This window comes from Aeromonas sp. 19NY04SH05-1 (genome assembly GCF_040581895.1).
Lineage (GTDB): Bacteria > Pseudomonadota > Gammaproteobacteria > Enterobacterales > Aeromonadaceae > Aeromonas > Aeromonas enteropelogenes.
On the sequence record NZ_CP095328.1, the window covers coordinates 1,178,888 to 1,191,192 of the forward strand.

Sequence of the window (12,305 nt, forward strand, 5' to 3'; positions counted from 1 at the left end):
ATTTATTCCTGCGGCTCGCTGTTGAGGAGGTCAATGAGGCTTTGGGGCTGCTCTATGTCGGGTAGGGGGACCTCGTACCAGCTCTGTCCGTGGATCGGGTTCTCCTTATCCCTGAGCGCATCGGCCAGCATTGTCCTCATCTCCCTGGCAATCCAGCCGTGCAGCAGAGCCTGGGCGGCTTGCTCCGGCTCCCCCTCTTCATGACTGAATTTCCATAGGCAGCGGCCGGCATACCAGGCCTGGGTGTACTGTTCCCAGGAGTGGTAACGCCGACGAGCCTGGTGGGCGAGATGGTTGTGGATAAAGCCGAACTCCTCCTCGCTGACCCAGCCAAAACGCAGCCCCTCCCGGGTGAGGTACGAGGCGCGCCCATAGTCCCATGCCTGCACACCATGGGGGCCGATATAGGGGGCGGTACGAGCCACGAAGTCGAGTGAGGCGCGGTGACGCGGCGAGGTTGCGCGCTCTCGCATGGCTTGCCACTGGCTCGGTTGCAGGCAGTGAAAGGCGCCGTACTCCTCGAGCATGAGATGCCCGTGACAGTCGCCAAAGGCCAGCTGACGGACCTGCCGGTGCAAGTCGAGACGATTCTCAATGCCCCAGTCGTCGGCGAGTGCATTCCTCTCCTCCAGGCCATCTCGCAGGGAGGTGGGTTTGAGATACTCGCGCCACTCGGTCTGGAAGGCGATCTGCGGCGAGGTCAAAGTCAGCCACCATCTTTCGTGGGGAGCAAGGTTGGCATTATTAAGCATGGTCGGAAGCTAGTCGCGTTTGGAACAAGCTGTAGACTATAAAGTCGGACCAAAATGGATGCAATTGCAGCTGTTTTATAACTCCTTTATCAGTGCCGCGAGCCGGGCGATAAGTTGGCGAGCCGCCGGACTGACTCCTGCCAGCTGGAAGAAACCATGAATCACTCCGAGTTGCCGTTGGCAAGTGGCGCTCACTCCTGCTTGCAGCAGCTTGCGATAGAGGGCCTCTCCTTCGTCCCGCAGGGGATCGTATTCGGCGGTCACTATATGGGTCGGTGGCAGGCCTTGAAGGGCAGGGTAGTGGAGCGGACTCGCCTGCAGATCGCTGGCGGGCAGTTTGCCCAGATAGGCCTGAAAACCGCTTAACAGCATGTCGCGGGTGATGAGGTAGTGGTCACCGAATTGGCGATAGCTTTCGCTCTCTCCCAGGGCATCGAGCATCGGATAGATTAGGATCTGGGCGGCCGGCAACGGGGCGCCTCTCTTCTTGAGGCGCAAGGTGGTCACGAGGGCAAGATGGCCGCCTGCACTGTCCCCGGCGAGCACGATGCGGTTCGGGTCTCCCTGCCACTTTGTGATATCCCCCATGATGGCAAGGGTTGCCGCCAAGGCATCATCATGGGCGGCCGGATAGGTATGCTCGGGGGCGAGGCGGGTGTGTATGGCAAACACCAGCGCATTGGCCCGGTTGCACAACATCCGCATCTGGCGGTCGTGGGTTTCGAACTCTCCACTGACAAAGCAGCCGCCATGAAAGTAGATCAGCGCAGGAGAAGGGGAGCGTGAGGGAGCGACGGGCTGATAGAGGCGGATGGCATAATGCTCTGCCTGCCACTCTTCGATGCAGCCTACTTCCTCCCGTTCGCCACCCAGTTCGGCAGAGGCGAGGTAGCCTGCTCGCCTCTCTTCCCAGCTCAGATCACTCGCTTTGGGGCAACCCGCTGCAATGAAGTCTGCCACCATGGCTGCAATGGCCGGTTCAAGTTGTTTCTCCATGATGCACAATGCCTGTATATAAAAACAGGCATTGTGCGCTTCCTATTCGGGAGCACAAGTGAAGCGGCATGCGGCGGTTCACAAAATCAGGCTTCAACCAGTTTGAATTCAATTACATAGAGTGGCGGCAGCTCGGGATAGATGGCGCGGATCACCTCTTTCAGTTCGGTCAGGGTCATATTCTCCTGGCGGGCGTGTGCCTCGCTCAGGGCGTCGAAGGCCACCGGCATGACTGAGAGTACCTCTATGGTGCCAAACGGCTGGTGCTCCGGGTTGGTGAAAAGAGCGAGGTGCTGGCCGGGTTGCCAGCCCGCTTCGCTCTCGTCGCGGATGGTGATGGTCTTGCGGCCCGCCTGGATATCAGTCACGAAACGGCTGAAGAAGGTGAACTCGGGGTAGCAGGAAACAGACATGGGGACTCCGATGGTGAGTAACAAATAAAGGTCAGAGGTCGAGATAGGCGCGCAGCTTGTCGAGATCGGCGATGGCGGGGCCGTCGGGCCCCTCGCTCAGGATCCCCTGCTCGATCAGCTCCTTGAGAGCGCGGCGATAGACCCGCTCCGTGGTGCCGAAACGCGCCGCCTCACGGGCCCGTTTGCGCGACCCCAGCATGGGGGTGCGCTGGCGCTCGCGCCATAGCTCGAAGGCGATGTTGTAGGCGATGGGGTGCAGCAAGCGGCTGGTGGTGATCTCCAGGGTATCCAGGTAGTCACTGGCCAGGGCCGAAGCGAAGAAGAGGGTCAGTGCAGGTTCGTCCAGCAGCCGCTGGGCCAGCTTGTGAGCGCAGATCACGCTGGCATCCAGCTCGGTCTCGGCCACCACGCTCCACTGCACCGGGGTGGCGCTGAAGAACTCCATCTCGCCGAAGATCTGGTGATGGCAGGCGATTTCCCCGAGCTGGAAGATGCGCCCCGAGTGCACTGTGCTGTTGAGGGAGACTCGCCCACTCTCCACCAGATAGAGGCATTCGCTCTGCTCCCCCTGGCACATGATGGGTTCCCCCGGCAGATAGCGGCGCAGATGCAGGCTGCACTCGGCCAGCGCCGCGGCAAAGCGGGGTTCGAGGGCCTTGAGTTCGGCGTGAAAGCGCCCGATGGGGTAGGGCTGTCGCTGCATGGCAAACCTGATGAACCGGATGAAGGGGCATGAGGCTAGCAAGAGCGCGGGCCGGATACCAGCCCGCGTCAGGCGGGATGTGCCGCAGTTAACGGTTTGCGGCGTTATTGCACCAGTGCCTCAAGGGCGGCGGTGGCGGCGAGCCGCTCGGCAGCCATCATGGCCTGCTCGGCGCTGGCGTAGTCGCCCACCCCCTGCTGCACATCCTGTTCGAACGGTACCACGTTGCAGAGCACGGCGGCGACCCGCACCTGGCGAAGTCGTCCCACCGTCAGGAGCGATGCGGTCTCCATGTCGGCGCCGAGCACGCCCCGCTGATGCCAGTAGCGGCACACTGCCAGCTCGTCATCCCGGTAGAAGCTGTCGTGGGAGCGAACCAGCCCGTGCCAGTGGGGGTGGCCGCTGGTGGCGATATGGTCGAGCAGGGCGGCTTGCAGCCGAATATCGGCGCAGGCGGGGTACTCGGCGGGCAGATAGGCCAGGGAGGCGCCGTCATGACGAATGGCCCCTTCCACCACGATAAGATCCCCCAGCGCTATCTTATGCTGCAGGGCACCGGCGGAGCCGACCCGGACTAGAGTGCGAGCGCCGGATTGCACCAGCTCCTCCAGGGCGATGATGGCAGAAGCCCCGCCGATGCCGGTACTGCAGACGGTAATGGCTTGCCCCCGGTAGTGACCGTTGATCAGGCGAAATTCCCGATGCTGGCCGAGCGATTCGCACTGCTCTAGCTGGCTGGCGATGCGGTCGACCCGGGCCGGGTCGCCGCACAGCACCACCCGTTCGGCAATCTGATCCGGGCGGCATTGCAGATGAGGTAACAGGGTCATGGCTCAGGCCCCTTGTTGCTGGCGTTTGGCGGCCAACACCCAGAGGCGGGTGCCGTTGGCGGCGATGAACAGCAGGATCAGATACTCCAGGGACATGGCGTAGACCCCCTGGGCGGCGTAGATGCCGACGCTGATGATGTTGATGACGACCCACAGGATCCAGTTTTCCACGTACTTGCGAGTCATCAGGATCTGGGCGACCACGGAGAGCACCGTCATGGTGGCATCCCAGAACGGGAAGGCGTCGGGCTGTGGCTCCGGCAGCGTCAGACCGGCGCCGAAGGCGTTGAGCAGGGAGACAGAGGTGCGCGCCAAGGCGGCAAAGACAGGGTCGATATAGCGGGTCAGCAGGGCGATGGCCAGAACGCTTACCAGCGCAGTGGCGATGAGCTTGGGTTTGCTGAGCCAGCGGATCTGCAGGTGGTCACCCTGATCGTTGGTCGGGCGGGTCCAGGCGTACCAGCCATAGAGGTTGGCGCAGAAGAAGAACAGTTGCAGCAGCAACAGGCCGTAGAGCTGGATCTGGAAGAAGATGATGGCGAACAGGGTGACATTGATGAGACCAAACAGGTAATTGATGGTCTTCTCCTGGCTGGCCAGCCAGATGCAGGCCAGGCCGAACAGGGTGCCGATGGCCTCGATCCATGACATGGCGTAGCCACCGCCCAGGGGGATGGTCACCAGGGTGTGATTGATACTGAACCACTCGAATATGCTCATTTGCTTGTCCTTGGCAGTGTGGAATGACGCGAGGTGGCCATTCTAGGGCCGATGCGGATCGCGGGGCAGGACTTTTGTCCGCCCCCGGCTTGCGTCATATCAAAGAAATCGCCAGTGATGTCCCTATTCAAGCTTTGATGAGTTATGGCTCATCAGGGGCCGGGGTTTATTGATGTGCAGCAAGACGATAGCGCTCAGGCTGTGGTCTGATAGAGTCCACTCTTCGGGAGGATAAACCGGGCGGTAAAAAGGAGGTGTCATTGAATTCCGAGTTGATCTGGGTGCTCTGCCTGCTGGCCGGGGCTATCTATCTCTTCATGACCAACAAGGTGCGCATGGATGTGGTCGCCCTCGGTGTGGTCATCCTGTTCGTGCTGAGCGACACCCTGACTCTGCAGGAGGCGCTGGCGGGCTTCAGCGACCCCAACGTCATCCTGATCGCCGCCCTGTTCGTGGTGGGGGAGGGGCTGGTACGCACCGGCATCGCCTATCAGGTGGGTGACTGGCTGGTGAAAGTGGCGGGAAACAGCGAAACCCGCTTGCTGGTGTTGCTGATGGTGGCAGTGGCGACTCTCGGTGCCGTGATGAGTTCGACTGGCGTGGTGGCCATTTTCATTCCCGTGGTGCTGAGCGTGGCGAACCGGATGGAGATACCGGCGGGCCGGCTGATGATGCCGCTTGGCTTTGCCGGCCTTATCAGCGGCATGATGACGCTGGTGGCGACGCCCCCCAACATGGTGGTCAACAGCGAGATGATGCGCCATGGCATCCACGGTTTCACCTTCTTCAGCTTTACCCCCCTCGGGGCCCTGATTCTGGTGTGCGGCCTGGGTTACATGTTGCTGGTGCGCGGCTCCCTGGTGCGGCAGGGGGAGTCCGGCGTCAGCAAGGGGCCGGGGCGGCGGACCCTGCGCGATCTTATCCGCGATTATCGCCTGACCGGTCGGGCTCGCCGGCTGGGGCTGAGACCCGATTCCCCCCTGATTGGCCATACCCTGGACGAGCTGCAGCTGCGCGCCCGCTTTGGCGCCAACGTCATCGGGGTGGAGCGCTGGCGCAAATTCCGGCGGGTGATGGTGCCCGTCTCCGGCATCAGCGAGTTTCAGGCCCGGGACGTGCTGCTGATCGACATGTCTGATCCCGGGGTGGATGTCCGTCACTTCTGCAGCGAGGCGCGGCTCGAACCCATGATACTGCGCGGCGAATACTTCTCGGATCAGGCGCGGGAGGTGGGTATGGCGGAGGTCTCCCTCATCCCCGAATCCAATCTGCTGGGCAAGAGCATCCGCGAGGTGGCGTTTCGCTCCACCTATGGCCTGAGTGTGGTGGGGATCCGCCGCGACGGGGAGGCGCTGGCGGGCAAGCTGGTGGACGAGCCGCTGTTGATGGGGGATACCCTGCTGGTGTTGGGCAACTGGAGCCATATCCGGCAGTTGCAGACCCATAGCCGCGATTTTCTGCTGATGGGGCTACCGGCCGAGGTGGACGAGATGGCGCCCGCCCGCAGCCAGGCCATTCACGCCCTGATCGCGCTCGGGGTGATGATACTGCTGATGGTGACCGATCCCGTGCCAAACGTGATTGCAGCCCTTATCGCCTGCCTGTTGATGGGCAAGTTCCGCTGCATCGACATGGAGAGTGCCTACAAGTCGATCCACTGGCCAACCCTGATCCTTATCGTCGGCATGCTTCCCTTTGCGCTGGCACTGCAAAAAACCGGTGGGGTGGATCTTATCGTCGATGGTTTGATGGCGCTGGTGGGCAACATGGGGCCCAGGGTTATGCTGGCCAGCCTGTTTGCCCTGTGCGCCGTGATCGGGTTGTTCATTTCCAACACGGCGACGGCTGTGCTGATGGCACCCATTGCGCTGGGGACGGCCCAGCAGATGGGGGTTTCGCCCTATCCGTTTGCCATGACCATTGCCATTGCCGCCTCGGCAGCCTTCATGACGCCGGTCTCGTCACCGGTCAACACCCTGGTGCTGGGGCCGGGCAACTACAGCTTCGCTGACTTCATCCGCATCGGCGTTCCCTTCACCCTGCTGGTGATGGGGGTGAGCGTGGTGGCGATCCCCTGGTTTTTCCCGTTCTGAACTGGAACCTGAACGATGGCGGCCTGCGGGCCGCTTTTTTATGGGCAAGCCGGACGATGGGCGTAGTGAAAATCGAAAAGGAGAAAAGAGAGAACTGGGGGGGGAAGAGGCAAATGCCAGATACAAAAAAACCAGCCTGAGCTGGTCTGTTTGATGACGCTTTCAATGGTGCGGAAGGAGAGACTCGAACTCTCACGCCTAGGGCGCCAGAACCTAAATCTGGTGCGTCTACCAATTTCGCCACTTCCGCAAATTGATGGTGGCTATGACGGGATTCGAACCTGTGACCCCCGCATTATGAGTGCGATGCTCTAACCAACTGAGCTACATAGCCGTTTGTTATCGACCACCTAAGTGGAAGAGAACAGAAAAATGGCTGGGGTACTAGGATTCGAACCTAGGGATGGCGAGATCAAAACCCGCTGCCTTACCGCTTGGCGATACCCCAACAGCGTTCTTCACAATCATGAGATTGAAAGGAACATTTTAAAATGGTGGCTATGACGGGATTCGAACCTGTGACCCCCGCATTATGAGTGCGATGCTCTAACCAACTGAGCTACATAGCCGTTTGTTATCAACCACCTGAGTGGAAGAAAACAGAAAGATGGCTGGGGTACTAGGATTCGAACCTAGGGATGGCGAGATCAAAACCCGCTGCCTTACCGCTTGGCGATACCCCAACAGTGATGCCTGACAGAGACTATCAAACATCTTTAAAAAATGGCTGGGGTACTAGGATTCGAACCTAGGGATGGCGAGATCAAAACCCGCTGCCTTACCGCTTGGCGATACCCCAACAGTGATGCCTGACAGAGTCTATCAAACATCTTTTAAAGATGGCTGGGGTACCAGGATTTGGACCTAGGCACATTGATGAGTTCAAAACTCATCATGGCTTACCTCAACCTGTCACCGACACTTATATGCCGACAACTGAAATAATGGCTGGGGTACTAGGATTCGAACCTAGGAATGGCGAGATCAAAACCCGCTGCCTTACCGCTTGGCGATACCCCAACTAGAGATGGTGGCTATGACGGGATTCGAACCTGTGACCCCCGCATTATGAGTGCGATGCTCTAACCAACTGAGCTACATAGCCAACCTTGCTTCCGGTGAGTCGTTACCTCGTCACCGTGCGGGCCGAATTATGCGTATCTGGCTCTGGGGCGTCAACCCTTTTTTTGCCAGAAAAACTCAATTTGAGTGCGTTTGACCAGTTATTGGCCTCTGTTGCGCAAAAGCCCAACAATCTGCATTTTTTTAAATCATTCCCACTCTTTCGGTAAGCAGGATACAGTAAAACTCGGGCGTGGAATTGCTGCACTGTCATGAGGTTAGGGTGAAGAGAGCGAGCTTGCAGCCATTTGCCATGGATTCTGTCGTCACAATGATCATTCTCCATGAGTTGCATCGTTTAAAATCAGCCGTTTGGTGCCTCCGGCTGGAAGATAAATGCGCTTTGTATCGGGTTGCTGGAGGCAAATATGCTGTGAGGCCGTTTTTGCCTGCTTCAATCGAGCAGAGGGGGAGGGGATTTTCGCTGCTCCTCTGGGCAAGGTAATAGAGGGCTCAATGGCAGGGGGAGCGGACTCCGTGCTGGCCTGCTGTTGGATGTCGCGCTCATCCGTAGGGCCGTCCTCACAGTAAACGCAAGGTAGCAGGGGTTGCTCAAGGGGCTGGGGGATAGGGAGGATGGAGAAGAAACAGGGGGAATCGCTAAAGAAGAAGCCCATCCGTTGCCGGATGGGCTTCTGGTTGTCTGCCGTATCACCTTGGTCCGGGCCTGTTGACCCGTGGCAAAGGTAAACGCGATTAGACGTTGAACAGGAAGTTCATGATATCGCCATCCTTGACGATGTAGTCTTTCCCTTCGGCGCGCATCTTGCCCGCTTCCTTGGCGCCCTGCTCACCCTTGTAGGTGATGAAGTCTTCAAAGGCGATGGTCTGGGCGCGGATAAAGCCCTTCTCGAAGTCGGTGTGGATCTTGCCTGCCGCCTGCGGGGCAGTGGCGCCGACCGGGATGGTCCAGGCGCGAACCTCTTTCACACCGGCGGTGAAGTAGGTCTGCAGGTTCAGCAGCTGGTAGCCGGAGCGGATCACCCGGTTCAGGCCCGGCTCTTCGATACCCAGATCCGCCATGAATTCGGCGCGGTCTTCATCATCCAGCTCGGCGATGTCCGCCTCGATGGCGCAGCAGACTACAACCACGACCGCGTTCTCGGCGGCGGCGATTTCACGCACCTTGTCCAGATAGGGGTTGTTCTCGAAACCATCTTCCGCCACGTTGGCGATGTACATGGTGGGCTTCAAGGTCAGGAAGTTGAGGTGGCTGACGGCGGCCAGCTCTTCCTTGTCCAGCTTCATGCCGCGGATCATCTGACCGTTTTCCAGGGCCACCTTGATCTTCTCCAGCACTTCCACTTCCAGCTTGGCATCCTTGTCGCCGCCTTTGGCCCGCTTGGCCTGACGGTGGATGGCGCGCTCGCAGGCATCCAGGTCGGAGAGGGCCAGCTCGGTGTTGATCACCTCGATGTCGTCGGCAGGGGAGACCTTGCCGGCAACGTGAATGATGTTTTCGTCGTCGAAGCAGCGCACCACGTGGCCGATCGCTTCGGTTTCACGGATGTTCGCCAGGAACTGGTTGCCCAGACCTTCGCCCTTGGAGGCACCGGCAACCAGACCGGCGATGTCCACGAATTCCATGGTGGTTGGCAGGACACGCTGGGGCTTGACGATCTCGGCCAGGGCATCAAGACGGGGATCCGGCATCGGCACCACGCCAGTGTTCGGCTCGATGGTGCAGAACGGGAAGTTGGCGGCTTCGATACCGGCCTTGGTCAGCGCGTTGAACAGGGTGGATTTGCCTACATTGGGCAGGCCCACGATACCGCATTTAAAACCCATGGATTGTTACCTTACTTGATGGATGCTGTAAGGGACGCCCGCAGGCGGCCCGTGTCATGCTTTATTCGGCCTTGAAGCTGTGCAAGCGGTTCATGGCCTTGGTCATATCTTGTTTGAACAGGATGTCGGTGGCGCGCAGGGATTCATCCAGCGCGGCATCGATCAGGTTCTGTTCGCTGCTCGGTGCCTTGGTCAGCACGAAACCGGCAACTTGCTCCTTGGCGCCGGGATGACCGATCCCGAGGCGCAGCCGGAAGAAGTTATTGTTGTTGCCCATCTTGGCGATGATGTCCTTGAGGCCGTTGTGGCCGCCGTGGCCACCACCCTGCTTGAACTTGGCGATGCCGGGGGGCAGGTCAAGCTCGTCGTGGGCAACCAGAATGGCTTCCGGTTCAATCTGATAGAAGCGTGCCAGCGCGGCGACCGCCTTGCCCGAGAGGTTCATATAGGTGTTCGGGATGAGCAGTCGCACATCCTGCCCCTCGACCTGGATACGGGCTGTGTGGCCGAAGAACTTGGGTTCTTCACGCAGGCTGGCATTGTGCCAGCGGGCCAGTTGCTCCACGTACCAGGCACCCGCATTGTGGCGGGTCTTGGCATACTCCGGGCCGGGATTGCCCAGACCCACGATCAGTTTGATTTGGCTTGTCACGCTTGATGTCTTCACTCGCAGCTGTCCTGGGTACCCTACCCAGGGCAATAGGACGCAATATTCTAGCCGCCGAGTGGCGATCACTCAACCGATGTGCACGGGGTGCCCATGAAATGGCGGGATCTGCCCGCGATTTGGCGGCCAACGTTTGGCAAACGGGCCTCTTGCAAGAGGCCCGTGCCGATTCATCTCGTGGCGCCTTTATTTGGCGCGCAGCAGGGTGACCGTCTCCTCGTCTAGGGCGGTCAGGTTGGGGCGAGCCTCGCGCACGTACTGCACGAAGGAGGCGGCATCTGTGCCGCAATCCACCCCTTTTGCCTTGCAATCGAGCGCCTTGCCGTCGGCATAGATGGTATTGAGCCGCTCGCCGCTCTGCTCCACCTTGAGCACCGGGAAGGCGGCCAGCTTGCCGTTGACGCTGGCGATGTCGACCCGTTCGCTCTGCTGGCGCTGGGCATCGGCCAGGGCCTGCCAGCCATCATTGCCGTTGGCGCTGTAAGCATTCATTACCACCCGGTAGCGCTGGTCATCCATCAGATCCTGCCACTGGCCATCGGCCGTCTGGTATTGCAGTTGGGTGAGGGTGCCCGCCTTGCCTGTCTCTGTCTCCTGGAAGGTGTAACGCAGGTGGCCGCCATAGGGGAACTTGCCGGCGTGGGCGCTGGCGGGCAGGGTGGCAGTGATGGTTTCGCTCAAGAGGGCACGCACATCGGCACCGGTCAGGCTCAGCACCGCGAGCTGGTTCTTGAACGGCAGCAGGGTGAGGGCACTGTCCCCTTCGCGCCATTCGCCGGCCGGCAGATCGGCGCGCACGCCACCCACCGCCACCAGGGAGAAGTCCACCGGACCACCGGTCAGGGCTTGCACCGCCGGGGTGTTGGCCCAGTAATACTGCCCTTCGGCGACCAGGGGGGCGACATCCGAGCCGTGGCTGTCGCTGCCGTTGTCGCCGGGGCGACGGGCATTTTGCAGCTGGGCGGGGATGGTGCCGATCACCGGGCCATAGGCTTTATCCAGTGCCGGTTTGTAGTGGCTGTCGATGATGCCGCGCAGGCGCGGATCCTCATCTACGGTCACCAGGTTGGGCTGGTTGTCGATGAACTGGCTAGCCTTTTTACTGCCCTGCTTGTCGAGGGGTTGGCTGCGGGCCGGATCGGCGAAGAAGTCGTGGCTGGCCAGCAGGCTGTTGTTGCCCTGGCAATCCTGCACCTGCCCCTGGCTGTCGAAACTTACCTGGGCCAGACCGATGGCCTGGGCGTAGGAGCCCGCCTGCACCACGCAGGTCTTGCCGATGCCGTCCGGATTGGTCACCAGCTTGGCGTACTCGCCGGTTTTGCCCCAGCCGATATTGCGAAAATCGCCGAGCAGGCTGTGGGAGTGGCCGCCGACGATGGCATCAATACCGTTGACCTTGGCCGCCAGCGCCAGATCCCGCTCGTTGCCGATGTGGGTCAGGGCGACGATCTGGTGAATGCCTTTGGCCTGCAGCATGTCGACCGTGGCCTGGGCCGAGGCCACTTCCTTGTCAAAGCGCAGTTTCCCCACGTTGGGGGCGATATTGCCCATGTCTTCCAGCACCAGTCCCATCACGGCGACCAGTTGCTTGCCTTGCGGCAGGTTGTTGAGATCGGTGACCGGGCTTTTCTGGTTGCCGTCGAAGGCATAGACGACAAAGGGCTTGAGATTGCTGACCTTGCTCAGGGCCGGATCGTCACGGGTATCCAGGTTGGCAGCCAGCACCGGGAAGTTGACCCCCTCGATGAAGCGGGCCAGCTTCTGGTTGTCGAGATCGAATTCGTGGTTGCCGAGCGCCATGGCATCAAGGCCGAACTGGCTTAGCAACTCGGCGTTGGCCATCCCCTCGTTGAGCTTGAAGTAGCCGCTGCCCTGCCAGGCATCGCCGCCGTGCAGCAGCAGCAGGGGCTGGTTCTTGGCCAGCGCTTCGGCCTGGTAGGCCTTTGCCATGGTGAGCAGGCGCGGATAGCCGCCAAAGCGGGTGTAGAGGGTGTCCGTCTCCTCGTCCTTGTTGAAGATATGTCCCGTCAGCTCGGCGTTGACCGGATCGAACTGGGAGTGGGTGTCGTTCATGTGTGCCAGGGCCAGCACGAAGGGCTGGTTCTCTTTGGCTGGCTGACAGGCGAACAGGGCGGAGGTGAGGGTTGCGAGCAGGAGAGGACGCAAGCAATTCATGGACAAATCCTTAATCCTGCCGGGGGCAGGGTAGTACCAGATATCA

General features: G+C 60.3%; 10 protein-coding genes and 8 tRNA genes. 1 reads left to right on the top strand and 17 read right to left on the bottom strand.

What is annotated here, in order from left to right; genetic code table 11:
• Window positions 1-2: 2 nt before the first annotated feature.
• The 6 genes from MRK42_RS05530 to pnuC all read right to left on the bottom strand — a co-directional run bounded on the left by MRK42_RS05530 (window position 3) and on the right by pnuC (window position 4,414).
• Window positions 3-752: a DUF1266 domain-containing protein gene (locus MRK42_RS05530; RefSeq protein WP_338611893.1), complete on the bottom strand. Its 750-nt coding sequence runs from the start codon at window positions 750-752 to the stop codon at window positions 3-5.
• A 75-nt stretch (window positions 753-827) separates the two neighbouring features.
• Window positions 828-1,748, bottom strand: a complete 921-nt coding sequence (locus MRK42_RS05535) for an alpha/beta hydrolase (RefSeq protein WP_338611894.1) — start codon at window positions 1,746-1,748, stop codon at window positions 828-830.
• 86 nt (window positions 1,749-1,834) lie between these two features.
• A complete protein-coding gene (gene yqfB, locus MRK42_RS05540; RefSeq protein WP_338611895.1) occupies window positions 1,835-2,161 on the bottom strand; it encodes a N(4)-acetylcytidine aminohydrolase in 327 nt (108 codons plus the stop codon).
• Window positions 2,162-2,192: 31 nt separating this feature from the next.
• Window positions 2,193-2,864, bottom strand: a complete 672-nt coding sequence (locus tag MRK42_RS05545; protein WP_042025642.1) for a Crp/Fnr family transcriptional regulator — start codon at window positions 2,862-2,864, stop codon at window positions 2,193-2,195.
• Window positions 2,865-2,968: 104 nt separating this feature from the next.
• Complete coding sequence (locus tag MRK42_RS05550) at window positions 2,969-3,694, bottom strand: nucleoside phosphorylase (protein WP_338611896.1); 726 nt, start codon at window positions 3,692-3,694, stop codon at window positions 2,969-2,971.
• Between the two features lie 3 nt (window positions 3,695-3,697).
• Window positions 3,698-4,414, bottom strand: a complete 717-nt coding sequence (gene pnuC, locus MRK42_RS05555; protein ID WP_026457987.1) for a nicotinamide riboside transporter PnuC — start codon at window positions 4,412-4,414, stop codon at window positions 3,698-3,700.
• 260 nt (window positions 4,415-4,674) lie between these two features.
• Between pnuC and MRK42_RS05560 the strand changes: the two genes are divergently transcribed.
• A complete protein-coding gene (locus MRK42_RS05560; protein ID WP_338611897.1) occupies window positions 4,675-6,507 on the top strand; it encodes an SLC13 family permease in 1,833 nt (610 codons plus the stop codon).
• Window positions 6,508-6,673: 166 nt separating this feature from the next.
• On the opposite strand, the gene MRK42_RS05565 is transcribed toward MRK42_RS05560, so the two are convergent.
• The 11 genes from MRK42_RS05565 to MRK42_RS05615 form a co-directional block, all read right to left on the bottom strand.
• Window positions 6,674-6,757 (bottom strand) — tRNA-Leu (locus tag MRK42_RS05565).
• Between the two features lie 7 nt (window positions 6,758-6,764).
• A tRNA-Met gene (locus tag MRK42_RS05570) sits at window positions 6,765-6,841 on the bottom strand.
• Between the two features lie 39 nt (window positions 6,842-6,880).
• Window positions 6,881-6,955, bottom strand: a tRNA-Gln gene (locus tag MRK42_RS05575).
• 44 nt (window positions 6,956-6,999) lie between these two features.
• A tRNA-Met gene (locus tag MRK42_RS05580) sits at window positions 7,000-7,076 on the bottom strand.
• Window positions 7,077-7,115: 39 nt separating this feature from the next.
• Window positions 7,116-7,190, bottom strand: a tRNA-Gln gene (locus MRK42_RS05585).
• Between the two features lie 41 nt (window positions 7,191-7,231).
• Window positions 7,232-7,306: transfer RNA gene (locus MRK42_RS05590), tRNA-Gln, on the bottom strand.
• A gap of 146 nt (window positions 7,307-7,452) precedes the next feature.
• Window positions 7,453-7,527 (bottom strand) — tRNA-Gln (locus MRK42_RS05595).
• A gap of 8 nt (window positions 7,528-7,535) precedes the next feature.
• A tRNA-Met gene (locus MRK42_RS05600) sits at window positions 7,536-7,612 on the bottom strand.
• Between the two features lie 713 nt (window positions 7,613-8,325).
• A complete protein-coding gene (gene ychF, locus MRK42_RS05605) occupies window positions 8,326-9,417 on the bottom strand; it encodes a redox-regulated ATPase YchF (RefSeq protein WP_026457962.1) in 1,092 nt (363 codons plus the stop codon).
• A gap of 61 nt (window positions 9,418-9,478) precedes the next feature.
• Window positions 9,479-10,069 carry an aminoacyl-tRNA hydrolase gene (pth, locus tag MRK42_RS05610; RefSeq protein ID WP_026457963.1) on the bottom strand — a complete coding sequence of 197 codons (591 nt, stop codon included), beginning with the start codon at window positions 10,067-10,069 and terminating at the stop codon, window positions 9,479-9,481.
• A gap of 201 nt (window positions 10,070-10,270) precedes the next feature.
• Window positions 10,271-12,259, bottom strand: a complete 1,989-nt coding sequence (locus tag MRK42_RS05615) for a bifunctional metallophosphatase/5'-nucleotidase (protein WP_338611898.1) — start codon at window positions 12,257-12,259, stop codon at window positions 10,271-10,273.
• Window positions 12,260-12,305 lie beyond the last annotated feature (46 nt).